The sequence below is a fragment of the Paraflavitalea sp. CAU 1676 genome, assembly GCF_029223285.1.
Lineage (GTDB): Bacteria > Bacteroidota > Bacteroidia > Chitinophagales > Chitinophagaceae > Paraflavitalea.
Genome location: NZ_JARHUJ010000001.1, coordinates 937,421 through 962,753 on the forward strand (window position 1 = coordinate 937,421; position 25,333 = coordinate 962,753).

A 25,333-nucleotide genomic window follows, 5' to 3' on the forward strand; every position below is an offset into this window, starting at 1 on the left:
CTGTGGCCCGGTTGCTGCGTCAGGTTCCTTTCAGATGGCTGCTACGGCGGCTGGCCACTACATCCCGGTAAGCCATTATGCTTTCCGGTATTCAGAACCCTAAACAAGTTAGTGTATGAATGGAACCATTAAGATCTCTAAACAAAGACGCTGGTCCGAATCGAAAGCACATTCAAGCTGGCAGATATTCAAGATCATGGCCGAGTTCGTCGATGGCTTTGAAGCATTGGCTAAACTTGGCCCCTGTATCTCCATTTTCGGCTCTGCGCGTACCCAGCCTGGTCATGCCTATTACGAACTGACGGTCGATGTTGCCCGTAAACTGGCCGAAGAAGGCTTTGGGATCATTTCGGGTGGTGGCCCTGGTATCATGGAAGCTGCCAATAAAGGCGCTCAATTGGGCGGCAGCAAGTCGGTGGGCCTCAATATCGAATTGCCTTTTGAACAACACGCCAATCCCTATATAGACCGGGATGCCAATCTCCACTTCGAGTACTTCTTTGTACGCAAAGTGATGTTTACCAAATATGCACAGGGCTTCGTCATGATGCCCGGCGGTTTTGGTACCATGGATGAATTTTTCGAAGTGGCTACCCTCATCCAAACCGGTAAAATGTCGCCCGTACCGCTCATTCTTGTTGGATCGCAGTATTGGGGAGGCCTGGTCGATTGGATGAAAGAGACCATGCTGCAGAAGTCAAACAATATCTCTCCCAACGACCTCGACCTCCTCAAGGTGGTCGATACGCCGGAAGAGGTGGTAGAACATGTATTGCAGTTTTACACCAAGAATCCATTGCAACCGAACTTTTAAGCTATTATTCCCCATAAAAAGCCCTGTATGCGAGTCCATTGGCCACGTATACAGGGCTTTTGTCGTTGGTTGTTAATATTATGTTTTTTAATGGTTTTTCCGGCGGATAACCGAAAAGCCTTTGTGTGTCAATCACTCATGCTTCGTATTTTTGCCGGGTATGGATATCATTCCTCCTCAGGTACAGGCCTACGCCGACCAATTCACGTCGCCGGAAGACGAATTGCTGCAGCAGGTGGCAGCCCAAACCATCGCCTACCACCGGCAGGCGCATATGTTGAGCGGCCAGGTGCAGGGCCGGTTCCTGGAAATGATCAGCACCCTGTTGCAACCAAGGCGCATCCTCGAAATTGGCACCTTTACCGGCTACAGCGCGCTATGTCTTGTTAAGGGTTTGGTAAAGGATGGTCAGTTGCATACCATAGAGTTACGGGAGGAGGAGGCGAAAGTTGCACAGGCAAATTTCGATAGGTCAAATGCAGCTGAACGGATAATTTTGCACACGGGAAATGCGTTAGAAATCATTCCTGCCCTTGATGAAACCTGGGACCTGGTATTCATTGATGCCGATAAGGTAGGCTATACCGACTACTACGAACTGGTATTGCCGAGGGTGCGACAAGGTGGTGTAATATTGGCTGATAATGTTTTATTTCACGGTCAGGTGCTGGAACAGCCCATAACTGGTAAAAACGCAATCGCAATACAGTCTTTTAATGAGCGGGTACAACAGGACCCTCGCGTAGACCAGGTATTGGTTACCATCCGCGACGGTTTGCTGATGATCCGAAAAAAATAGAATTCATGCCGATCAAACGTTTATTGATTGTATTATTTCCATTGTTGGCGACATGGTGTGTACAGGCTCAGAAAAGTGATGACATTTACGGGTATATCAGTCAGTACAAAGAGCTGGCTATGCAGGAAATGGTCCGCACGGGCGTGCCTGCCTCCATTAAACTGGCACAGGGTATTCACGAAACGATGGCCGGTAAATCGGACCTGGTGATCAAATCCAACAACCATTTTGGCATCAAATGCAAAACGTCCTGGACAGGAGATAAGGTGTATCATGACGACGACGCCCGGGGCGAATGTTTCCGCAGTTATTCCAACTCCTCCGATTCCTACATGGATCACTCCAATTTCTTAAAGAATAGTACGCGTTATGCCTTTTTGTTCCAGCTCGACCCTACCGATTACAAAGGCTGGGCTTACGGGCTCAAGAAAGCGGGATACGCAACCAATATCAAGTATTCGCAAATCATCATCAAACTGATCGAAGACTATAACCTGCAGCAATACAGTCTTATTGCTCTCGGCAGGGTAGCGCCCCAGGAAGAGATACTGGCGGGCAACCCGGTAAAGCCTGCACAGGGAGAAAGTACATTGGCAGGCGGACCCGCTGTGATTGCTCCTTTCAGTGCTGTGGAGGCTGATGTAAAATCGTTGCCCAAAGTCACTTACCCCGAAGGAGAGTTCACGATCAACAACACGAAAGTAGTGTATGTGAAATCCGGCACTGCGCTGCTGGCCGTCGCACAACAATATGATGTATCGCTCAAGCGCCTGATAGATTTCAACGACCTGCCGCGCGAAGAGGTGTTGCCCCAGGGGCAACTGATGTTCCTGCAGCGGAAACGAAAGGTAGGCGCCAGCGACAAGCACATCGTACAGGCTGGTGAAACCCTATACGATATTTGCCAACTGGAAGGTATCCGGTTCGAGTCATTGCTGGACTACAATCGTCTTACCGCTGCCGACCTGGCAGCACCCGGCGAAGCCCTGTATCTCCAGGAAAAAGCACCGGCAAGGCCACGCCTGGCCAGCGAAGTGGCACCCGCACCGGTGGTTACCGCGCAGGCTGCCCCCCGCACCACAGATATAGCCACTGCTGCCTTTACCCATACCGTGCAAACGAAGGAAACATTATACAGCATAGCCCGCAAATACAGCATTACCGTTGAGCAGCTCAAGGAATGGAACAAGATGTCGGGCTATGAAGTAAAGATTGGACAGGCCCTGATCATTTACAAAAACTGATCTATGAGCATTATTCGCGTTCACGATAAACAGTTTGAACCCTATCTTACTGCCAACGATATCAATAGCCGCATCAAAGCGCTGGCACAGCAACTGGATAAAGACTATGCCGGTAAGAAACCCCTCTTTATAGCCATACTGAATGGTTCATTCATCTTTGCAGCCGATCTTTTTAAAGAGCTAAGCATCGATGTGGAGATCTGTTTCATTAAGCTCGCTTCCTACAAGGGCACCAAATCCAGCGGGCAGGTCATTACAGCTATCGGGCTCGATACCGATCTGTTTGGCCGTGATGTGGTCATAATAGAGGACATCGTAGATACAGGTAAAACCCTTAGCGAATTTCTGCCCCAGTTAAAGCATCAGCAACCGGCCTCCATGAAAATTGTAGCTTTGCTGCACAAGCCCGAAGCAACGGTATTCCCGATCCCCATCGATTACCTCGGCTTCTCCATTCCCAACAAGTTTGTGGTGGGTTATGGCCTCGACTATGATGGATTGGGACGAAATATCCGGGAAATCTATAAATTGGTGGAATAATAAGTAATCAGGGAATATAACGCGTTGAGTTATATAAGATAATCAGAGGTTTAGACGTTATAAGGCACGTATGACCACTGGTTTCCATTCACGAGCTCAAATGACCCCCTTGTTGAAAATAACTGCTGCCATATCCTTACTGGTGCTGTTTACCGTTTCGTCGGCACAGGGGCAATACTATTTGAGGGGGGAAGTGCGCGATGAAAAGAACAACGCATTGTCCAACGCCAAGATATTACTTCACTCAACCCGTTTCGTGTATTACTCCGGCAGCAGCGGAACATTCGGAATTACTTCTTCCCGCCTGGCCGATTCAATAACGATCTCTCTTGAAGGATACCAACCGCTATGTGTGCGCATCGAAACCGGCAAGTACCAGAATATCACCCTCAAAATGCTGTACTCTTCTGTTAACCTGCAGAAGAACAAGCTGGTGTCCGTTACCCGGAATTTACATCCCGACGATCGCAACAAACGTACCCTCACCGGTGAAACCTATAGCTCGCTGGTAGAAAATGAATTTATCTCTGCCCGTAAGTATCCTGAAACAGGATGTGCTATTCATACGGATAAAGCATCGTACAGCAATATCCGGCGTTTCCTCGGCATGAATACAACAGTACCTACTGATGCCGTGCGCATAGAAGAGCTGCTGAACTATTTCAGTTTTGACTATACGCCACCGCCGCCCGACAGCACGTTCGGTTTCAAGTCGTATCTCTCCGATTGCCCCTGGAATCCGTTAAGCCGGCTATTATATATTCACGCCAGCGCCCGCAAGATCGATCCCGAAAAAATACCTCCTACCAACCTGGTCTTCCTCATCGATGTATCGGGTTCTATGGATATGCCCAACAGGCTTCCACTACTAAAGTCTGCCTTTAAATTGCTGGTCGACAACCTGCGCGAAAAGGATACGGTGTCCATTGTCGTGTATGGCAGTTCGGTAGGTGTGTGGCTGGTGCCTACCTCAGGCATTGAGAAAGAAAAGATCCGCAAGTCGATCGAAGACCTTTATCCAGGGGGCTCAACACCCGGCGAATCGGGCATCCGTACCGCGTACAGGCTGGCCAAGAGTCAGTTTATCCCCGGCGGCAATAACCGCGTTATCCTGGCTACAGATGGCGACTTCAATGTTGGACAAACTTCCGAAGATGAACTGGAAAAACTGATCACCCAGCATCAGCAGTCGGGCATTTATCTTACCTGTCTGGGTGTGGGCATGGGAAACTATAAAGACTCCAAACTGGAGATACTCGCCAAGAAGGGCAATGGCAATTTTGCCTACCTCGATAATGAAAAGGAGGCGGAAAAGGTGTTGGTAAAGGAACTTACACAAACACTGTATACGGTGGCCGATGATGCTTTCCTGAACGTGTCGTTCAACCCGTCGGTGATCCGGGAGTACCGCCTGATCGGTTTCGATAATAAGGTCAATGCACTGGCCGATTCACTGAGTGAAGTGGAAGGCGGAGAAGTGGGGTCGGGCCACTCTTTGCTGGCGATGTTCGAGTTGGTGCCTTTGAGCCAGTCGTTAGATTGGGGACATGCCGAGGATGGGTTAGCAAAAGTGACCCTCAACTATAAGAAGCCTGGTGATTCACTGGGGCGCAGCACGACCTATATATCCCCACTCGCCTATACAAAATTTACCGAGCTACCCAAAAGTTATCGTTTTGCAACGGCTGTGACCATGTTTGCCGGCATATTGAAAAACTCTCCTTTCATGAAGCAGGTAACCTGGAACGATGCTTCGGCGCTTGCCTCCGAGGCACAAAATCCACAAGATGCCATTCAGGCCGAGTTCATCACTATGATCGCCAAGGCAAAAAAGATATACGGCCACCGGAAGCGGAAAAAGCTGCTGGAGTAAGATGGTCGGTCCTTTAAGAATACTGCATACATTACCTGTCGCAAAGAAACACCCGAAGCAGCCATTGCTACTTAAGCGGCGTGGCTGGGCAAAAAAATACCGGATCAGTTTGGCTGAGCGCTCACTAACTACCGGCGATCCTGATCGATCGCCCTGGTGGAGTCATGAATGGTTCAACTGGCCCGATCCGGCATTATTGGTTACGAGAACATTTCCCGCACCTTATCAAAGAAATTCTTATCCGATTTATCTGGCTGCGGCTTGAAGTTGGGAGAGTTGTTGAGTTTTTCCAACATGGCCCTTTCTTCTGCCGTCATATGTTGTGGAGTCCACACATTGATATAAATGAGCTGATCTCCTTTTTCATAAGAATTGACACCCGGGAATCCCTTTCCTTTCAGGCGAAATATTTTACCGCTTTGTGTACCGGCCGGGATCTTGATCTTGGCGCGGCCATCGATGGTAGGTACTTCCGCGTTGGTACCAAACGCAGCATCGGGGAATGATAAATGCAGTTCGTAAGCTACATTCAATCCGTCGCGGTGCAGTTCCTTGTGTTGTTCTTCTTCGATGAGGATGATCAGGTCGCCGGGAGGACCTCCACGTTCGCCTGCGTTGCCGCGGCCACCTACACTCAATTGCATGCCTTCCTGCACACCGGCCGGAATATCGATAGATACTGTCTCTTCGCTATATACCCTTCCTTCACCCTTACAGGCAGTACACTTGTGGGTGATGGTGGTACCTTCGCCATTACAGGAAGGGCAGGTGGTTACGGTTTGCATCTGGCCCAGGAAGGTGTTGGTCACCTTGCGAACCTGGCCGTTACCGCCGCAGGTGCCGCAGGTTTGAACACTGTTCTTATCCTTGGCCCCGCTTCCATTACAGGTAGTACAGGGAACGTATTTTTTTACCTTGATCTGCTTGGTACAACCCTTGGCGATCTCTTCGTAGTTAAGTTTCAGTTTGATGCGCAGGTTGCTGCCGCGTACTCCACGGGCACGTTGCCCGCCGCCTCTTCTGCCACCAGCACCGCCACCAAAGAAGTTACCAAAAATATCGTCGCCGAAAATATCTCCAAACTGGCTGAAGATATCTTCCATATTTTGACCGCCACCGAATCCTCCACGGCCATTGTTGCCCATGCCGGCATGACCAAAGCGATCATACTGTGCACGCTTATCATTATCGCTCAGCACTTCGTAGGCTTCTGCGGCTTCCTTGAACTTTTCCTCGGCGGCTTTATCGCCCGGATTACGGTCGGGGTGGTATTGCATGGCCACCTTGCGGTAGGCTTTCTTGATCTCATCCGGTGAGGAGCCTTTGGCTACGCCCAGTACTTCATAATAATCTCTTTTCGACATTGTGCGTTTTTGTATTATTTACCTACTACAACTTTGGCAAACCGGATGATCTTGTCATTCAGGTAATAACCTTTTACCACTTCGTCTACTACCTTGCCTTTCATCTGTTCCGTGGCGGCCGGTATTTCTGTGATAGCTTCCTGTACATCGGGGTTGAATTCTGTACCAATGGTTTGCATAGCCTTCAGGCCCCTGCCTTGCAAAGTATTTTTAAGCTTGGTGAAAACCAGTTGAACGCCTTCCTTGATAGCGGCTACATCATCACTCGTCTGCAATTGCTTTTCAGCACGGTCGCAATCGTCCAGCACATCTAGCAAAGAAGTGATGACATCCTTACCGGCGGTCTGGATCAGCTCCAGCCTTTCTTTGGCGGTCCTTTTCCGGAAATTATCGAATTCAGCCACCTGGCGAAGGTATTTCTCCTTGAGCTCCTGTACTTCCGATTTCAGCTTGCCAATCTCATCTTCATTGGCTACCGGCTCATTCAGGTGAGTAGATCCACTAATACTGTCATCCGTATTGATGTCGATGGTTTCCCCATTATCCTGGTTCAATGTTTCCTTTTCTGACATAGGTTTATCTGTATTTTTTCACTTTTTACTGCAAAATTGACGGCTCCTGCCGCTCGCAAACGGGTCACGGCATGCCAAACCGTAAAAATACATGTTTTGCTTAGCAAAGCCATGTGTGGCAATTATTTTGCCATATGGGTAACAAGGTCAAAAAGGCAGTAAAAACCAGTCAGATAAGACAAAATCTCCCCGTTTTTTCCGGGAGGCTGCCAAGCCCCCGCCAACACCGGCTTTGGCTTCATGATCCGATGAATTTCATTGCATTACGTTGTCACTCCCGAATCTCCAATCCCGATACCCGAAACCTTTTCATACATTTGCGCCCATGACAACCGCGATTCTCAAGAAGAAGATCAGTCCCCGTGTGATCAATGGCCATCCCTGGATATTCGGCAATGAGCTTAATCTCATCGATGGCGACGCAAAAGCCGGTGATGTGGTAGAGGTGCTTACGCATGATAAAAAATTTGTTGGTAAGGGATACCTCAATCCGCAATCCCAGATACCCGTGAGGCTGCTGACGCGTGACAAGGCTGAAACTGTCAATGACGACTTCTTCTTCCGCAAACTGAAACAAGCCTGGGCATACCGCCAGCAGCTAGGCTATGTGGAGAATTGCCGGCTCATATTCGGCGAAGCCGACGGACTTCCTCAACTGATCATCGATAAGTTCAATGATTATTTCGTGATCCAGACCCTGGCATTGGGGATCGACGTATGGAAACCTGCCATCGTGGCCGCACTGGAGAAGATCTTCCAACCCAAAGGTATTTATGAGCGCAACGATGTGCCCGTCAGGGAGCTGGAAGGCCTGCCGCAGCAAAAAGGATTCCTTACGGCACCCTTCGATACGAAGATCCTGATCAATGAGAACGGCCTTAAGTTTTACGTCGATGTGGAGAACGGTCAGAAGACTGGTTATTTCCTCGACCAGCAAGACAATCGCCGGGCTATACAACATATCGTAAAAGGAGCCGATGTACTGGGTGCTTTCACCTATACCGGAACCTTCGAGATCCACGCCGCTCATTATGGTGCAAAATCGGTGCTGGGCCTCGATATCTCCGCCAATGCGGTGGCCCAGGCTAACCGCAATGCGGAATTGAATGGATATGACAAGATCTGCCGGTTCGAATGTGTCAATGCGTTCGATGTATTGAAAACATGGGCGAAAGAAGGTCGCCAGCATGATGTCGTCATGCTCGATCCACCCTCCTTTACCAAGACAAGAGACAATATTCAGAAAGCCATCACTGGCTATAAGGAGATCAACCTCCGGGGTATGAAGCTGGTAAAACCAGGCGGCTTCCTCGTTACCTCCAGCTGTACCAACCTCATTCAGCCCGACCTCTTCCTGGAGATCATCCAGATGGCGGCTAAGGACGCACGGCGCAGGCTGCGCCAAGTAACCTTCCAGACTCAGTCGGCCGACCACCCGATCGTTTGGGGCTGGGAAAATACCCATTACCTGAAGTTCCTGATCGTGCAGGTATTATAAATTCTAATGACTGCATAGCATTGGCTCCGTTTGCCAGTTACCGGCAAACAGCGGTCACATGCCCAGCAGCCATCAATAGCTAGCACTACCCCAAAGTTGATGAAGTAATTAAGTCATTAATAGTGAGCTGATTATTTGGATACCTGGAACTTACCTGCCTCGATAAGCCTGCCGGCCTTATCTCTCAGCTGGAAAAAGTATATACCACGGAAGAAGTCACTAAGGTTGACGGTCGTCTTAGGCGTAATTTCCGTTACCTCGTGTACTTTTTTGCCCGGTAAGTTGAAGATTTGAAGTGTATAGTTTTTATCGTATCCGCGTTGAAAATCAAAGGTTATGAATGAGGTTGCAGGGTTGGGGTAGAACTTGATGATCTTGGCAACAGGTTCCCCAGGCGGACTGCTAGGCGTGGTCCGCTCCTGACTTCGTACTGTGTTTGATAATATGAGGATAAAGGATAGTGTGTAAATAAGCCTCATGCAGAATGCTATTTTACGGTTGATATCCAAGATATTCCCTTTTAACTAAAGTTACAACTCATTTGCCAGAAAATTCCGGAGGCCGGATGATTCTACCCAGACCCCGGAGTTTTTAAAGTTATGTTAACACCGTCGAATTGATATTTATCAATTAGTTACGGCTAACGCTGCTTCAATGGATTCAAAATTTGGCAAGTCGCCCGCATTTTCCAATACTTCAGCATATTGAACCACCCCTGCTTCATCGATCACAAAAGCCGAGCGCTTGGAAACGCCCTTCATGTCGAATGCAAAAGTGTCATACAAGGCGCCGTAAGTCTCGGATACTTCCTTATTGAAGTCGCTCAACAAGGGGAAATTCAGCTTTTGCTCTTCCTTGTATTTGGCCAGGGTAAAGACCGAATCTACGCTGATGCCCAATACCTGTGCATTTACCTGGTTGTATTGGTCAATATGGTCTCTAACATTGCATAATTCCTTGGTACATACACTGGTAAAAGCCTGGGGGAAAAATAATAGCAACACCTGCTTTCCTTTAAAGTCCGACAGGCTGACTTTATTCTTAGCTGAATCATACAGGGTAAAATCCGGGGCTTTTTGTCCAACTTCAATTTTCATGTAATGGCTTTAATAGAAGAACAAAAATAGCATGCCAGTTGATTAGTTGGTAGAAACTTTCGGCAGAACGGCCTAATTATCCAATCAGGTGTATAAAGGTTGGTATAAAATGTAACAGTTTGCTGAATAATTAAATCCGTTAAAACCTTGGACAAAGGACCTTGTCGCGGCTGCTGTTATCACGATCAAGGAAGCTGATCCAGGAAAGAGAGATCTCGATACCTCCGCGGCCCTGGCTGGCTGTTTTCAATTGCGAAACGTTGACATCATAGCTCAGCGCGATCGACATCGGGTATCGGTCAAGCTTGATGACGGGGATCAATGCATCCTTCCAGCGTAAAAAGGCACCGGCATGTATAGTGTACAGCGCATTTTCGGGATCGTCGCCCAGTTTGTAGGAATACAATGCCCCGCCGATGGTTTCCGAAAAGGAGCCTTGTATGGAGTGATCGGCCTGGATGATGAAGTAGGAATACTCGTCTACGCCAAATGTAATACCACCCGAAAAGACATATTTAGGTTGAAGATCGATAGTGGCGTTGCGGTAGAATGAGTTTTTGGGCCTGTTGAGGTGATGGTAGGCTGCACCCAGGAACATACTGTTGGCCTGCCGCTCACCGAAAGTGGTATTGAAGCTCATGCCGACACTGGCATCCCAGGTGTTGAAATTGGGGGTGGTAAAAGTCTCACCGTTTGGGGCGGTAGGATCAAATCCTCCGGAACCATATTGGTTATCGGTAGTCATTTTCGAAGCGTCGATGCTTTTACGAACCATTCCGCCCATAAAGCCAAGGCTCAGGTACATGGTCTTTTCATTACTGAGCGACTTATGATAGTTCAGTGCGGGTAACAGGTAAGTAGTAGTTAAACCAACAGTGCCTGCTTTGTCGAAAAGGATCTGGCCGCCCATCGTCATAAAATCATCCCCACGGCCTACCGGCATTTTGTATTCGGCATTCAAAGACCCTGTGCGGTAGGCATTGGTAAAGCTGTTCCATTGGTCGCGGTATACACCCTGAACCCGGATGTCACCGGTGAAGATGCCTGCCAGCGAGGGGTTCCGTAATAAAGGGGCCTCAAAAAACTGGGAGAAATGAATGTCCTGTGCCTGCGAGAGGGTAATTGCGCACAACAATAAGCCCGAGAGGGAATATTGTTTCCAGTGTAGAACGTTTTTCATAATACCCGGTTTGAATTGGTTTAATATCGGATTTATCTGAGCAAAGTTACGTTGCCCCGGAAAGGAACAATCGCCGAATTGTCACAAACAAATTCGATTACATATACATACACATCGGCGGCTGCGGGTTTTCCCTTAAAGGTTCCGTTCCATCCCGCCGATGCATCATTGACCATGAAATTCCTTTTTTCAAAGACCAGCTCGCCCCAACGGTTAAAGATCTGCATCCTGTTCACCCGGTCAATGCTTCTGCCCCGTGGCATGAATACATCATTCTGCCCGTCGTTGTTAGGCGAAAAAGTATTGGGTACAAAATAGTTCTCTTTGTTGCAGATAACGGTAACGGTAATATCCTGTGAAACGGCGCACCCGTACACATCTGCTGCCCGCACGGTATAGGTAGTCGTTGACTTTGGATTGGCCACTGGTGTCGGACAATCGGTACAACTCAAATTGCGGACAGGCGTCCAGCTATAGGTAGCAGCATTGCTGCTATATGAAACCGGCAAGGGAGCTTCGCTGCCTACCGGTATCGTCAGGCTGCCATTGATAGTAATGGTTGGCCCCGGCGAAACAAAAATATTCTTACTGGTATTGTTCTTACATCCCAGTTTATTGGTGGCTTCCAGCCCCACAGCATAAGTACCGGTTTGCGGATACTTAACAGATACCACAGCTTTGTCGGAACTGCCGTTGCTGCCGAGATCCCATTTCCAGGTAATAGCTGTATCGGGAACCACCAGTGACGCCTGCAGATCGAGTGCCTGGTTAATACAGGTAGCGGTATCACTCACTATCACAGGATCGGGGGTGCCGTATACGCGGATAGTGTCGGTGATGGTATTGGTGCAATTATTGGCAACAGTGGTCGCTGTATTTTTTACTATGTACGTACCTGGGCTGGTATATTGATGTGTTGGGTCTTTATCGGTTGAGGTAACTCCATCTCCGAAATCCCAGATATGAGAGGATAGTGGCTCCGATGGAGGATACGTGAAATCTTCAAAACTAACTGTACCTGCATCGCAAAATTCTTTTTTGCTTGCATTGAAATAAGGAGCTACCCCCAATACAACGATGTTTTGGCCGCCATATACCGGAGCCTGGCAGCCCGTGCTATCCTGCAGCATGAGATAGGGTGCATAGGTGCCGGGTTGTTTATAAAAATGCTGGAAGGAAGTATTTTGTGATTCATTGGCCGGGCTATCACCGGAGAAAAATGAAAAACGGGTGGAAGGGGGTATTGTCAATGAGAAATCGACCGTCAGCGAATTGCAGGCAGTAAGGGGACCGTAAGAGATATCACCGGCTACCAATGGATCATACAGGTTGATGAAACTGCTTGCCGAGTCGATACAGCCTCCATAACCAATCACATACAGTTTGGCTTCATAACTGCCATAATCGTTGTAGAAGTGGTTGGGATTGGTGAGGGTAGAAGTAGTGCCATCGCCAAAATCCCAATAAAACGATTCGAAGTCGCTGGCCTGCGAGGTGAATTTGGTTTCCAGCAACACGCAAACAGAGCTCGTATCCTTGGCCGTGAAGGCAGGAACAGGTTTTTTGACAGCAATATAATCGGTTTTTATAGCCGAGTCTTTGCACCCCACTTCGTCCTCAATCACCAGTTTAACAGTATATGTACCGCTGGTGCCAGTATACCGGTGTATGGGCGATTGATCGGTTGAGCTGTTGCCATCGCCAAAATCCCAACGCCAGCTAAGGCCTTTTCCGGAAGACGTATCGGTAAAAGGAAGATCCGTAGCAGGACAAATGGTAGTAAAATCGCCTTTAAAACCTGCCAGCGGTTTGGTGATGAAAACCGTATCTGTAGCCGTAAAAGTGTCTTCGCAGCCATTGTTGTCTTTTACAGTCATCTTTACCACATAACTGCCGGTGTCGGCATAAGTATGTTTGAAATTGCCTGGCGTTAAGTTTTGAACGACGCCATCGCCAAAGTCGAAGGTCCATGTTTGTATCGTGCCCGCAACCGTAGACAGGTCGGTAAAGTTGATGGTACTGTTGGTACATCCTCCGTCTTCTACCGGCGCAAAGTTGGCAGTGGGGCCACTAACCACAACCGCATTGTTGACTGTTTTGGTGTTCTCGCATCCATTTATATCGGTTATGCGCAGTGAGAGAGCATAGGTGCCGGTAGTGGCGAACCTCCAGAAAATCTCCCGTGGCCCTACCGTGTAGGCGCCACCGCCCACCGACCACTCGTAAGTTGTGATGTTGGCGGCATTGCTGTTAGCAGCCGTTATCGTAAGCAGTTCGCCCTTACAGGCCGTGGCATCAGGACTGATCGTAAAATCTGCCATTTCGCCCACTAAGGTGATCTGTTGTAGGTAGGTGTGTGAGCAGTCGCCAGGGTTCAGCGATCTTACCGTCAGTTTCGCCGCATAAGTGCCCACAGTAGCATAGGTGTGTGATGCAGGGCCGTAGGTGGGAGAGGGGGGTAAAACCGTTCCGTCTCCAAAGTCCCAGATATATTCTACGGGACCATAAACCGCTGTATTAACTTTCGACTCATTGACAAAATTGACCAACAGGTTATTGGGGCAAGCTACCGTATACGAGAACCTGGCAATGGGTGGCTTGATGTGCACGGTTTGAGGAGCAGAAACGGTTGGACATTTATTGTTGAAAGCGGTGACCGTTACATTGAAGTAACCGCTGTCGATAAAAAGATGCGTAGGATTTTTATCAGTGGAGGTACTGTCATTATCGAAATCCCAGAGCCATTCATCGGCACTGGCAGAACCTGTAAAGGTAAACTGGATGGGATCGGAGGCACAGGATTCGGTGGGCGTCATCGTAAAGGTTGATGCCGGAGGCGTACCGGTACGGATGCCGTTCACCAGTTCCGAAGAGACCGTGCACCCGCCAGCCGTAGTGATGGTAACCTTGATCGTATAACTGCCGGCTGCTAAATAGCTGTGAATGGGACCAACGGGGCCGGCAGTGGTTGCCGAGAAGCCATCTCCATATTCCCAGAAATAAGACGTGACGGGGTCAAGCGAAACAACGTTGGCGGCCGGACTAAACGGATAGGGAATACATCCCCCCGCAGGTGCGTTGGAGAAAGAGACCGTTGGGGTAATTATCTGTACAAATGCTGGTTTGGTGATCGTGTTGGTGCAACCTTGACGGGTGGTGATGGTGAGCTTTACGTCGAACTGACCATTGGTACTATAAGTATGTGCAGGGTTGGGACCAGTGCCGGTTTGCCCATCTCCAAAATCCCACTGCCAATCCACTGCGCCGATAGAGGCGTCCTGGAAATTTACTGTCAATGGCGCCTTACAGGCAGTGGTGACCGGGGCAGTAAAGTTCACCACTGGCTTATCCATTACCACCAGTGGTCTCGAAAACGAATCCTTACAATTGGTGTATACGTTGATCATTTTCACATTGAAAATGCCGGCCGTGTTGTAAGTGCTGGTGCCGTCGGTCGTGGTGGCCGATTCCCCATTGCCAAAGTCCCAGGTGGTACTTTCCGGCTGCGTGGTAGAGGCATTGATAAAGGTGGCGCTTGAATTTATACAAATAGTATCCGGGCCCGTGAAATTGGTGCCGGTACCAGATACATCGACTTGTTTTTGGATACTGCCCGAACAACCATATTCACTCATGGCATTCAGCGTAACATTGTAAGAACCTCCGGCAGTATAAGTTGCCGTTGGGTTTTCCAGGGTTGAGTTGCTACTGTTGCCAAAATTCCAACTATAGGTCATAGTACCTGGTCCGCTACTAAGATTCCTGAAGTCAACATTGAACGGCCCCCGACAGGTTGCTGGATTGTTGAAGCTGAAGTCGGGTATAACTCCTGGCACAATGCGAACATACCTGCCAATAGAAGAAATAGCCTGGCATCCTGTACTGCTCACCACCTTCAGGGTAACCGTATAGAATCCGGGAGTGGTGTATTGATGTGCCGGGTTTTGTTGAGTCACCTTCGGACTTCCATCACCAAAATCCCATTCCCAGGAAGCGATCGTTCCTACCGTAGTGGAGCTTTGGTCGGTGAAGCGCACGAACGATGGGGCGCAGGCAGTATTGTTCTGATCGACGATATCAGAAGTGAATCGTGCAATTGGTGAAGGATAAACTGTAATATAGTTAGTCTTTGTTACCCCATTGGTTCCATTAGCGTTTCGTACAATGAGCGTTACGGTATAAGTTCCGGGGGTGGCAAAAACGATGAACGGATTTTGCTGATTTGCCAATCCTGCCGCGCCAAAATCCCAGTTCCAGGAGGTTGGGCTGCCGGTCGATTGATCGGTAAACTGTACGGAAAGTGGGGCACAGCCCGAAGTTGCACTTGAGCTGAAATTGGCGGCAGGCACTTGTGCCTGCGCCCTTTGTAATAAAGCAGAGAACAACAATAACGAAAAAAGCAGCTTTCTTGCCAAGGTGCAATGTTTGGGTGGTTTACAGAGACTGGTTTTTCAAAAGGATACGTCTTGCAAACAATAATAATACCATCTTACCTGATCAGTGCCACATTCCCCTTATAATTCAATACCACGTTATTCTCACACACCACATCCATGACATATACGTAAACATCGGGAGATGCGGGTTTCCCCTTGTGCAATCCCGTCCAGCCCCTCGACAGGTCATTCGCCTGCATATCTGTCTGGTCAAACACCAGTTCACCCCACCGGTTGAACACTTTAAACGATTGTATCCTGAATACCCCTTTTCCTCTTGGATAAAATACGTCATTATTCCCGTCGCCGTTGGGCGAGAAGGTATTCGGTACAAACACGTTAGCGTTGTTACAAAAAACAAATACCGTCACCTGATCCCGGGTCATACATCCACCCCCGTTCCGCGTTTCGAGCGTATATGTGGTGGTTTGTTTGGGGGTTGCCACCGGGGTGGCGCAGGTTACACAGTTCAATCCCGCCGACGGGTGCCATTTCATGGACGTTACATCTTGCGACACCAGCGCCTTTAGCGTTACCTGGCTGCCAACCGGGACTGTCTTGTCTTCGCCGGCATTGGCGGCAGGATAAGGGTAAACCACCACCGAAACATACCCGGTATCGGAAAAACATTGTAGACTATCCTTTCCGATCACCCGGAAGGTAACCGTAGAGTCGGGCTTTACTTCAGGATTGCTGTTCGTGTTGTGCTCCATAAACCGTGAAGGGCTCCAGTAATACTCATCTGCACCAGAGGCGCTTAGCCGGAACGACTCGCCTTTGCACAGGGTGTCGCCCTTTCCTACTACCATCTTAAACGGTTGTTTTACGCTAATCCGTATGGAATCAGCAGCCGAACAACCATATTTATTCCTTCCGGTCAGGGTATACCGGGTATCCTCCAAAGGAGATGCCAGGGGGGTGGCACAGCCTATGCAAGATAAAGCAGTTGCCGGGAACCATTGATAATGATCTGCGCCAGTGGCAGTTAGTTGAACTTTAGTGTCCCGGCATATCGACAGGTCGTTACCCGCATTGACTACGGGTATGGGCCAGGCATGCACGGTTTGGAATGCCGTATCGGAGCAACCGGCACTATTGGTAATGATCAGGCGGGTTTGGTAATCACCGGCCACGGGATAAATGACCGTGTCAGGCCGCTGCACGCCGGCCTCCTGGCCGTTGCCAAAATCCCACTGCCAGCGCAGGGAAGCCGTGTCGGTCCGCATCTGCCGACCCTCGAAGGAGATCCGGGCCGGCACGCAGGAGCCAGGCATGCCTTGAATGGCCGCCAGCGGACTGGCCGCAATTCTTAACGGCTGCGCCATACTGGCTGTATCCATGCACCCTGCCTGTGTATATACGGTAAGCCTCGGTACGATCATGCCTGTTTTACGGTATCGATGCACCGGGTCTTTTTCGGTGGATGTGACGCCATCGCCCATCACCCAGCGATAGCTGGTGATGAGGTCGTTCGAGCTAGATGTATTGGTGAACCGCACCAGGCCCGAGTCGCATAGCAGGTTTGAGTTGGTGGTGAAGCGCGCATCTACCCCATAAATATAGATCGTGTCTTTACCTAAGACGGGCACACGGCATCCCTGTGGATCTTCCAGGATCATCTTCGGCAGGTAGGCACCCACACTGGTATATACATGGCTCATGTTCTTATTGCCGCGGTCGTCGACTACGCCATCGCTATAGTCCCAGATGTACCGCACCGATTGGTTCGATAGGGCATTAAAATGAATGGTGGTGGGTACACAACCTTTCAGCTTGTCGTAGGTGAAACTGCCCGTGGGGCCCTTCACGGTGATAATCCGTACGAGACTGTCGTGGCATCCGCCGGGGCTGGTAATAATGAGTTTTGCCCGGTATACACCTGGGTAGGTGTATATATGTGATGGATTGGTCAATACCGAATAGTTGCCGTCGCCAAAATCCCACAATACCTGCGTGAATTGTTGCGACTGATTGGTGAAATTCACTAAAAGCGGCGGACAGGTAGCAAACGAATCGCTCATGGCGAATCCTGCCCGTGGATCGCGTACCTGGATATACTGTTCTCTCGTCATTGAATCGGAACAGCCATAAAGATCAACAGCTACCAGTTTAACCGTATACGTGCCCTCTTTGGTATAGGTATGGGCAGGTTCCAGGGCCGCAGTTCGTTGCCCATCGCCAAAATACCAGGTATAGACCGGACTGTTGCCGGTTGTTTGATTCACGAACCTCACCAATCCGGCAGTGCAGGACAAGGTATCCGGCGATTCAAATTGTGTTACGGGTCTTGAAATGATCACCGCATGCTGGCGGATACGTGTATCGGCGCAGCCAAGATTGTCGGTGACCGTCAATTTTACGGTATAGGAACCACTTTGGGTGTAGGTATGCTGGAAGGGGGCAGCATTCAACATTTCTGTAGCACCGTCGCCATAATCCCATTGCCATTTTTGGATGGCATGCAAACCATCCGGCACCGACGAGTCAGCAAAATGAACAGTGCTGTTGGTACAAACTTCCGGATTGAGGACAGAAAAATCCGCCGTGGGGCCATTCACTCGTACGGCGAGGCGTGTTACCATCGTGTCCGAGCAACCATAAATGTCCTTGATGATTAACCGGATATCGTATTGGCCCGCATCGGGGAAAGCAAATTGGAAGGTTTTGCCCACCGGGGTACCATAAACTTTGTTGCCTTTGGTGATGGTCCAGCTGTACAGGGCGATATTGGCTTCGTTGCTGTTGATGGCGGCGATCGTGGTGGACACATTTTTACAAAGTTCTGTTTCGCTGATACGTAGATCGGCTTTCTCATCGACGACGGTAACGGATTCCCATTTCCAATGTTCGCAGGTCGCATTTTTTACGGTCAGTTTCACCAGGTAGGTGCCGGGCCGGCTGAATGTATGCCGCGGATTTCGTGCGGTTGAAGTTTGGCCATCGCCAAATTCCCAGAACCAGGCGGTAGCTGCCACCGACTTGTCGAAGAATTGACGGCTAAGCCGGTTGCCGCAGTCAATGGAAGCAATATCGAATCGGGCTACCGGCGGCTTGATGTAGACGTAATTCTTCCTGGTCAAAGAATCCATACAACCGTTGTTCCAGACGAATAACTGTACGTGCAGGTAACCGGTGTCGAGATAGGTGTGAGAAGGATGCTGTTCCGAAGAACTACTGCCATCACCAAATTTCCACAACCACCTGTCGGCTTTAGGGCCCGAGCTCTCATCCTTAAACGAAACAAGTTCGCCTGCGCAGGAATTGAGTGGGGTGGCGGAAAAAGCTACGATCGGCTTGTTGCCGACTCTCACTGTTTCATTGACCACCACCGAGTTCTTACATCCGCTGGCTGTCGTATACTCCAGCTTTATATGATAAGTGCCGGCTGTTGTGTAAGTATGTCGGGGATACTTTTCGGTGGAGGTAATGCCATCTCCAAAATACCATAAGAAGCTAATGACGGAGTCGACGGTGTTGATATCGAGCTTTGGCTTCCATTCGAATGGAACGCAACCTTCCTGCGCCAGGTTAGTAATGGTAACTTTGGGTGGCTGAATTTTGAGGAGCCCTTTCTTCACCAAGGTGTCGGTACAGCCCGCGGCATTGGTAACGATCAGCGTTACATCGTATTCGCCGACGTCATTCCAGGTATGGCTAACTATTTTACCCGAGTCGCGCCGGCCGTCGCCAAACAGCCACTGATAGTTTACGGCATCGGTGGTTTGTGCAGTGAGTTGTGCGGTAAATGGTGCACTGCAGGCGGTGCTGTCGTTGATCGTGAATGTCGCTTTGGCGGCAGCAATGACCCGCACTGGCTGTGTTACCGAATCTTTGCAGGCACCAAAATCAGTCACCAGCTTTACCTGGTAGCTGCCTGCTTTAGAGTACGTCTTCACCGGATTGGGGTCGGTTGAAAAGCTACCGTCTCCAAAGCTCCAGTAAGAGGACACCGGTGCCGGTGATGCATTATTGGAGAAGTTGACAGGCGTGTTGCTGCATACCAGGGCGGGTGCCGCAAACGCAGCTTTCACCGTGCCGATATTGATGAGGTTGGCCTTCAGCAGCGAATCGGCACAGCCTGTACCGTTCCTGGCAACCAGTTTTACCGAATAGGTACCGACAGTGGTGTAAGTATGTACGGGGTTGGGCTGGGTGGATCGCTGGCCATCGCCAAAATCCCATTCGTACTGCAAGGAGCCGGTGCCGCTGCTTTTGTTGGTAAAGTGAACCACCGTTGGCGGCTTACAACTATTGGGAACACTGTAACTATAATCTGCTTTGACCCCGTTGTTCAACCGGATATAGGCGGTACGGGTAAACGTTTGGGTGCAGCCATGGCTGTTACGTACATGCAGGGAAACGGTATAATTGCCTGCGTTGGTATACCGGTGCTCGGGGTTGGCTGCATTGGTGACCGTACCATCGCCGAAATCCCATTCGCGCCATTCGATTATGCCATCACCGGCAGTGCTGAGATCGGTAAACTGTACGTTGAGGGGAAAACAGCCGGTGGTATCGGAGGCGGAGAACTGCGCCACCGGATTTGCATAAACTGTGATATGCTGCACCTTGATGATCGAATCGGTCTTCATGCCATTGCTTACTACCAGTTTGATGGTGTAGGTGCCGGGGTTGAAATAGGTGGCGGCAGGGTGCTGGACAAATGAAATAGTTCCATTGCCGAGGTCCCATCGCCAGGAGTTGGGGTTGCCGGTGGTTTCATCGCTAAATTTAACTACCATAGGAGCGCAGCCCGAGGGAGTACTTGTTGAGAAACCGGCTGTAACTTGCCCTATGACCGCGTTACTCCGTAAGAAGAATAAGCAGCCACACAGAAACAAACGGCATATGAGGGCATGCGTCCTCATAGAATAGGTTGGATTTTGTGATCGAATCGGATTAACTGACGCCTTATGGCATTAAGATTTCAAATAACTTAAATAAGTTAATGTGAGTTAAGGGCTTTGGAGGGGTATTTGACGCAGGTATAGAATATCTGATCCGGCCGATAAGTAAAACTTACTACGGCAAAGTAGAATTTGAACAGGTGCCTAAATACGCTTGTGTTTGACTTATGTCAAGTGAAGAGCCGGGATGAAAAAAGGGCTGATGGAGATTGCTACCGGACAACTAGCATTAATCTTATGCAAAAATCATTCCTTCTTACGCAGGCTGAGCATGTTTTTTCCGGTGGCGGTAGTCATTTCGGCTTTGACGAAATCCTTGGTGCTGTCTTTGAACTTCCAGATGCCATTTAGCCTGGTGAGCGGAGCGGGGGCAGTTGCAAATTGAGCGGTAATGGTGATGGTGACGATGTCGGGTTTCCAGGTGCCCGACCAGCTTTCGTTCTGCCGGATGCCGGTCACTGTATAATCGTCATTGAAATGAAAAACATAATTGAGGAATTCGCTGGTCACATTGTCATCTCCTTCAAAATACTGCTCTACATACCAATCGCCCGTGGTGATAATACCCATAGCCACTTGCTCCTTTTTTTTGTCAATAAGCTTTTGACAGGAGCTCATCGATAACACAAGAACGGATACCAGCGTGAGCCGTAAAATTGGTTTCATAAAGGATATTTAGAGGGGCTCAACATGGTAAGCCCACCTAAAATTTGTAAATATCCCGGTATTTGTCAAGCATGTATCGTAAAAAGTGTTGAATATCGAGTACTTCCCCGCTAACCTGCTGGCTAAGCTCTTCACTGGTGTACAGGCGGCCGTACTGGTGCACACCCGTCCGCAGCCATTGTAGCAGCGGGGTGGTATTGCCTGTTTGTATTTGATTGTCAAGACCTTTGATCTCATTGGAAGCCTTCGCATAGAACTGCGCTGCATAGAAGCTGCCCAGGCTATAAGTCGGGAAATAACCAAAACTGCCATGGCTCCAGTGTACATCCTGCAGGCAGCCCCTTTTGTCGTCGGGCACTTTTACGCCGAGGTATTTGCCGTAATGCTCGTTCCACCACGCAGGGATATCGCTGGTTGCCAGACTGTTTTCGAGGAGGCCTTTTTCGAGTTCATACCTGATCATGACGTGGAAATGGTAGGTGAGTTCATCTGCTTCAGTCCTGATCAGCGACGGTGCTACCTGGTTAATACCGTAGTAGAAGGATTCAACGGTAACGTCTTTCAGTTGCTCCGGAAAATATTGCTGAAGTATGGGGAAGTAGTGCTGACAGAAGGACAGACTGCGGCCAACATGGTTCTCCCACAACCTCGATTGGGATTCATGGATGGTCAATGAAGCAGCTTCGCCCAGCGGCAGCCCGTATGCCTCGTCGGGAAGCCCCTGTTCGTACAGGGCGTGGCCGGTTTCATGAATACAGCTCCATACCATATTGCCCAGGTCGTTCTCGTCAATGCGGGTGGTAACGCGTACGTCGCGGCTGTTGAAATTGATGGTGAAGGGATGTTCCGACACGTCCTGGCGACCCGCCTCCAGGTCGTATCCCAGGTCTTTCAAAACCTGCATGCCAAATGCCCATTGCTGGTCCTTGGGATAGTGCCGCTGCAGAAAGGCATTACTTACCTGCGGGCGCGACCTGATCTTTGTTAGAAGGTCTTTGAGGGGTTCGCGGATCGTATTGAATACACCGTCGAGCAGTTGAACATTCGATCCCTTATCGTAATCGTTGAGCAGGGCATCATAAGGATGACGCGCATATCCCAGTAATTCGGCTTCCTGTTTTTTGAGGCCGATCAGTTTGGCCAGGTCCGGCGCAAACAAATTAAAATCATTGGCTTTGCGGGCTTCGAGCCAGCTGTGAAAACTTTTATTGATCGTTTCTGTGAGCTCACGAACGAAGGCTGGTGTGAATTTCTTTTGTTTGGAATAATCTTCCCAGGTAAGGGCGACATTCTTTTTCTCCCGCAACGAAAGGTCATTACGCCCATTCAATTCCTGCAGCAAAGCTCCCAGCGATTCTTCGGTGAAATACTGGTGCGCTATTTCTGACAAGGTGGCGATCTGTTGTCCGCGGATGGCAGCCCCTTTAGGCGGCAGGTAGGTTTCCTGGTCCCATTGTAACAAAGCAGACGCATAACGAATGTCTGCAATCTTACGCATGGAGCTTATATATTGTTGATATAAAGTGGCCGAGGGTGTCTGCGTCATAGTTCTTTTTTTACCGGCCGCTAAAATCCGAAAATGTTTGATATGTGTAAACACTTCTTATTAAGAAGAAGTAGAATGTTAAGGGCTTTTAACAATTAGTAGACAAAAAATTGTGAATTTTAAGGCAATAATGGCATTAATTTGTTTAACAGGAAACCTTTACGTGGAATGTCGCCTGAAATTTTCGCTGTTTAACAGCAGGAAGCCCGTCGTTCCATGGCGCAAAAAATAAACAACTTTCGATGAAGTACGCATCTGCTTTGTATACTTTATGTACCCTTGTCCTTCTGTCATTTGTACCGCAGCTTTCCCGGGCGCAGCACCTTGATTCGATGATCAATGTATATGGCGAACGGTTCCCGCAGGAAAAAGTGCACCTGCACTTCGATAAAGCACTGTACAATCCCGGTGAAACCATTTGGTTCAAAGCCTACTTGTTTTCCGGACTGTTGCCTTCTGCCATCAGCCATAACTTTTATACGGAGCTGATCGACCCTGCCACCGGTAAAGTGCTGCAGCGCAAGATCACGCCTATATTCGAAGGCTCTACAGCAGGTTCATTCGATCTGCCGCTTACCCTCACCAATACCTCCCTTACATTCCGGGCTTACACTACCTGGATGCTCAATTTCGATACGGCATTCGTGTACACGAAAAACATCCGTATAGTGGGTAAGAATGCATTGACCGATAAGAAACCGGCCGAGAATAAATCTTCTATCAAGTTCTTTCCCGAAGGCGGAGATATGATCACCGAGCTTTCTAACCCCGTTGCTTTTAAAGCGGTGGATAGTTACGGATTTCCAGTTAACGTGGTAAAAGGTGCGGTGAAAAACTCCAAAGGCGCAGTGGTTACCAATTTTACCAGCCTGCATGATGGTATGGGGAAATTTGACCTGGAGCCTCAACCCAATACTACTTATTATGCCGAGTGGCAGGATGATAAAGGTAAAACCTATAAGACCGACCTGCCTGCGGCACGTCCGGCAGGCGCTTTGCTGCAGATGATCGGATCGGATAAATTGTTGTCTTTCGTAATCAAGCGCTCCAACAACGTAACGCCCGAGAACCAGCGTTTTTATCTCGTGGGCAATATGTACCAGCAGCTTGTATACAAAGCAACGATCAACCTGTCGAACAATTTCATGACCAGCGGTACCATACCACTGGCTGAGTTACCCAGCGGTATTCTCGAAATGACCTTGTTCAACAGCAACTGGCAGCCCATGGCCGAGCGCATCGTTTTCATCAACAAAGAAGATTATCTCTTCGACGCTGCCATCAATGTAGGCGTCAAGAATGTCAATAAACGCGGTAAGAACGTCATTACGGTTGAAGTGCCTGATACGCTTCGCTCCAACCTGTCGATCTCAGTAACCGATGCCGTGATGGCCGACAAAGGGGAGGACAATATCATTTCACGTTTGTTGCTCAGCGGCGACCTGAAAGGATATGTGCACGAACCCTCTTATTATTTCAATGTGGTAGACGATTCAACACGCTACTACCTCGACCTGGTGATGCTTACCAACGGCTGGCGCCGTTTCAAATGGCAGGACCTTGCCGCAGGCAAATTTCCCGAGATCAAATATCCACGCGATAATTACCTGTCGCTGAAAGGGGAAGTATTGGGTGTGCCTTCGAGCCAGATTGCTGCCGGCTCCTCCATCAATGCATTTATGGAAGCGAAAGATTCATCGCGCCAGTTCTTCGCCCTGCCGCTCGACAGTCGCGGACAGTTCAAGGAAGAAGGGCTGATCTTCTTCGATACCGTACGCGTGTATTATCAATTCAATAAGGACAAGCGCCTTACCGAGAGGGCCACGGTGAGCTTCAACAACGGTACCTTGCGGGGACAAAGTACGCTGCCGCTCGATTCGGCCTGGCGCATCCCGATACCTATGGATACCAGCGCGCTGAACCGCAGTAAATACATAGCTGCCGAAGCGGCCCGCATAAGGCCCGAAATTGAAAAGCAGGTGAAAACCCTGGAAGCCGTAACGGTAAGGGCGAAGCAGAAATCCCAAAAAGACCTGATGGATGAAAAATATGCGCGGGGATTGTTCTCGGGCGGCGATGCCATATCGTTCGATATGGTCAATGATCCGTTTGCGCAATCAGCCACCAATATATTTCAGTACCTGCAGGGCAGGGTGGCCGGTTTGCAGATCAATATGGGCGGCGCCAATGGACCTACGCTTAGCTGGCGGCAATCGGCTACCTCGTTGTTCCTTGATGAAATGCCTGTCGACGCCAGTATGATCCAGAACCTTCCGGTATCGGACATCGCCTACGTGAAAGCATTCCGTCCGCCGTTCTTCGGTGCTTCGGGTGGTGGTTCGGGTGGTGCTATCGCTATCTATACCCGCAAAGGCAATGACGCGAAAGCATCCAATGCCAGCATTCCCGGTGGTATGGAAAAGAACCTGCTGGCCGGTTATGCGGCCCTGAAAGAATTTTATGCTCCTGATCATAGCAAAGAGGCAGCACTATATGACGCCCCCGATGTGCGCACCACATTATATTGGTCGCCTTACCTGCTCACAGATAAATCGAATCGCAGGGTCACCATCACTTTCTACAACAACGATGTTTCCAAACGCATCAAAGTGGTGATGGAGGGGATGAATGAAGAGGGCAGGCTTACCCGGGTAGAGAAATTGTTGGAATAAGCAACCGCCATCGACAGGTTTGTAATATAGTTGATCCGCTATCGGTGTTCCAGTAGCGGATCTTTTTTTATTGTTGAAGCGAAACGCCTTGCCGGGCGGTCGAAGGCGTCACTATATTTAATGAT

The 25,333-nt window shown here is 49.3% G+C and carries 16 protein-coding genes; 7 read left to right on the forward strand and 9 right to left on the reverse strand.

Features of this window, described 5'->3' with window-relative positions:
* The first annotated feature begins 115 nt into the window (after nucleotides 1-115).
* From P2H89_RS03760 to P2H89_RS03780, 5 genes are all read left to right on the forward strand, one after another.
* A complete protein-coding gene (locus P2H89_RS03760; RefSeq protein ID WP_275825167.1) occupies nucleotides 116-814 on the forward strand; it encodes a TIGR00730 family Rossman fold protein in 699 nt (232 codons plus the stop codon).
* Nucleotides 815-974: 160 nt separating this feature from the next.
* Complete coding sequence (locus P2H89_RS03765; RefSeq protein WP_275825168.1) at nucleotides 975-1,613, forward strand: O-methyltransferase; 639 nt, start codon at nucleotides 975-977, stop codon at nucleotides 1,611-1,613.
* A 5-nt stretch (nucleotides 1,614-1,618) separates the two neighbouring features.
* The gene (locus tag P2H89_RS03770; RefSeq protein ID WP_275825169.1) at nucleotides 1,619-2,857 is read left to right on the forward strand and encodes a glucosaminidase domain-containing protein; all 1,239 of its coding nucleotides are present in this window, start codon (nucleotides 1,619-1,621) and stop codon (nucleotides 2,855-2,857) included.
* A gap of 3 nt (nucleotides 2,858-2,860) precedes the next feature.
* A complete protein-coding gene (gene hpt, locus P2H89_RS03775) occupies nucleotides 2,861-3,397 on the forward strand; it encodes a hypoxanthine phosphoribosyltransferase (protein WP_275825170.1) in 537 nt (178 codons plus the stop codon).
* A 109-nt stretch (nucleotides 3,398-3,506) separates the two neighbouring features.
* Nucleotides 3,507-5,270 carry a von Willebrand factor type A domain-containing protein gene (locus tag P2H89_RS03780; protein WP_275825171.1) on the forward strand — a complete coding sequence of 588 codons (1,764 nt, stop codon included), beginning with the start codon at nucleotides 3,507-3,509 and terminating at the stop codon, nucleotides 5,268-5,270.
* A gap of 200 nt (nucleotides 5,271-5,470) precedes the next feature.
* On the opposite strand, the gene dnaJ is transcribed toward P2H89_RS03780, so the two are convergent.
* Both dnaJ and P2H89_RS03790 read right to left on the reverse strand, forming a co-directional pair.
* Nucleotides 5,471-6,634 carry a molecular chaperone DnaJ gene (gene dnaJ / locus P2H89_RS03785; RefSeq protein ID WP_275825172.1) on the reverse strand — a complete coding sequence of 388 codons (1,164 nt, stop codon included), beginning with the start codon at nucleotides 6,632-6,634 and terminating at the stop codon, nucleotides 5,471-5,473.
* 14 nt (nucleotides 6,635-6,648) lie between these two features.
* Entirely contained in the window at nucleotides 6,649-7,206 is a 558-nt protein-coding gene (locus P2H89_RS03790) for a nucleotide exchange factor GrpE (RefSeq protein WP_275825173.1), read from the reverse strand.
* Between the two features lie 325 nt (nucleotides 7,207-7,531).
* Here P2H89_RS03790 and P2H89_RS03795 point away from each other — a divergent pair, with 325 nt between their 5' ends.
* The gene (locus P2H89_RS03795) at nucleotides 7,532-8,704 is read left to right on the forward strand and encodes a class I SAM-dependent rRNA methyltransferase (RefSeq protein WP_275825174.1); all 1,173 of its coding nucleotides are present in this window, start codon (nucleotides 7,532-7,534) and stop codon (nucleotides 8,702-8,704) included.
* Nucleotides 8,705-8,835: 131 nt separating this feature from the next.
* Here P2H89_RS03795 and P2H89_RS03800 read toward each other — a convergent pair whose 3' ends face one another.
* The 7 genes from P2H89_RS03800 to P2H89_RS03830 form a co-directional block, all read right to left on the reverse strand.
* Nucleotides 8,836-9,183 (reverse strand): T9SS type A sorting domain-containing protein, encoded by a 348-nt coding sequence (locus P2H89_RS03800; protein ID WP_275825176.1) that lies wholly within the window; start codon nucleotides 9,181-9,183, stop codon nucleotides 8,836-8,838.
* 147 nt (nucleotides 9,184-9,330) lie between these two features.
* Complete coding sequence (locus tag P2H89_RS03805; RefSeq protein ID WP_275825178.1) at nucleotides 9,331-9,801, reverse strand: redoxin domain-containing protein; 471 nt, start codon at nucleotides 9,799-9,801, stop codon at nucleotides 9,331-9,333.
* A 139-nt stretch (nucleotides 9,802-9,940) separates the two neighbouring features.
* Nucleotides 9,941-10,981, reverse strand: a complete 1,041-nt coding sequence (locus P2H89_RS03810; RefSeq protein ID WP_275825180.1) for a PorP/SprF family type IX secretion system membrane protein — start codon at nucleotides 10,979-10,981, stop codon at nucleotides 9,941-9,943.
* Between the two features lie 32 nt (nucleotides 10,982-11,013).
* The gene (locus P2H89_RS03815) at nucleotides 11,014-15,396 is read right to left on the reverse strand and encodes a PKD domain-containing protein (RefSeq protein WP_275825182.1); all 4,383 of its coding nucleotides are present in this window, start codon (nucleotides 15,394-15,396) and stop codon (nucleotides 11,014-11,016) included.
* A gap of 74 nt (nucleotides 15,397-15,470) precedes the next feature.
* The gene (locus P2H89_RS03820; RefSeq protein ID WP_345799359.1) at nucleotides 15,471-20,285 is read right to left on the reverse strand and encodes a PKD domain-containing protein; all 4,815 of its coding nucleotides are present in this window, start codon (nucleotides 20,283-20,285) and stop codon (nucleotides 15,471-15,473) included.
* A gap of 285 nt (nucleotides 20,286-20,570) precedes the next feature.
* Nucleotides 20,571-20,990, reverse strand: a complete 420-nt coding sequence (locus P2H89_RS03825) for a hypothetical protein (RefSeq protein ID WP_275825184.1) — start codon at nucleotides 20,988-20,990, stop codon at nucleotides 20,571-20,573.
* 37 nt (nucleotides 20,991-21,027) lie between these two features.
* A complete protein-coding gene (locus tag P2H89_RS03830; protein WP_275825186.1) occupies nucleotides 21,028-22,488 on the reverse strand; it encodes a carboxypeptidase M32 in 1,461 nt (486 codons plus the stop codon).
* 290 nt (nucleotides 22,489-22,778) lie between these two features.
* Here P2H89_RS03830 and P2H89_RS03835 point away from each other — a divergent pair, with 290 nt between their 5' ends.
* A complete protein-coding gene (locus P2H89_RS03835; protein WP_275825188.1) occupies nucleotides 22,779-25,208 on the forward strand; it encodes a hypothetical protein in 2,430 nt (809 codons plus the stop codon).
* Nucleotides 25,209-25,333: the final 125 nt, after the last annotated feature.

What these genes read in the sequence shown, in the direction of transcription:
- P2H89_RS03820 (WP_345799359.1), bottom strand. Translation starts at nt 20,285, where the DNA reads ATGAGGACGCATGCCCTCATATGCCGTTTGTTTCTGTGTGGCTGCTTA.
- P2H89_RS03800 (WP_275825176.1), bottom strand. Translation starts at nt 9,183, where the DNA reads ATGAGGCTTATTTACACACTATCCTTTATCCTCATATTATCAAACACA.
- P2H89_RS03795 (WP_275825174.1), top strand. Translation starts at nt 7,532, where the DNA reads ATGACAACCGCGATTCTCAAGAAGAAGATCAGTCCCCGTGTGATCAAT.
- P2H89_RS03830 (WP_275825186.1), bottom strand. Translation starts at nt 22,488, where the DNA reads ATGCGTAAGATTGCAGACATTCGTTATGCGTCTGCTTTGTTACAATGG.
- P2H89_RS03765 (WP_275825168.1), top strand. Translation starts at nt 975, where the DNA reads ATGGATATCATTCCTCCTCAGGTACAGGCCTACGCCGACCAATTCACG.
- P2H89_RS03770 (WP_275825169.1), top strand. Translation starts at nt 1,619, where the DNA reads ATGCCGATCAAACGTTTATTGATTGTATTATTTCCATTGTTGGCGACA.
- hpt (WP_275825170.1), top strand. Translation starts at nt 2,861, where the DNA reads ATGAGCATTATTCGCGTTCACGATAAACAGTTTGAACCCTATCTTACT.
- P2H89_RS03810 (WP_275825180.1), bottom strand. Translation starts at nt 10,981, where the DNA reads ATGAAAAACGTTCTACACTGGAAACAATATTCCCTCTCGGGCTTATTG.
- P2H89_RS03805 (WP_275825178.1), bottom strand. Translation starts at nt 9,801, where the DNA reads ATGAAAATTGAAGTTGGACAAAAAGCCCCGGATTTTACCCTGTATGAT.
- dnaJ (WP_275825172.1), bottom strand. Translation starts at nt 6,634, where the DNA reads ATGTCGAAAAGAGATTATTATGAAGTACTGGGCGTAGCCAAAGGCTCC.
- P2H89_RS03835 (WP_275825188.1), top strand. Translation starts at nt 22,779, where the DNA reads ATGAAGTACGCATCTGCTTTGTATACTTTATGTACCCTTGTCCTTCTG.
- P2H89_RS03825 (WP_275825184.1), bottom strand. Translation starts at nt 20,990, where the DNA reads ATGAAACCAATTTTACGGCTCACGCTGGTATCCGTTCTTGTGTTATCG.
- P2H89_RS03760 (WP_275825167.1), top strand. Translation starts at nt 116, where the DNA reads ATGAATGGAACCATTAAGATCTCTAAACAAAGACGCTGGTCCGAATCG.
- P2H89_RS03790 (WP_275825173.1), bottom strand. Translation starts at nt 7,206, where the DNA reads ATGTCAGAAAAGGAAACATTGAACCAGGATAATGGGGAAACCATCGAC.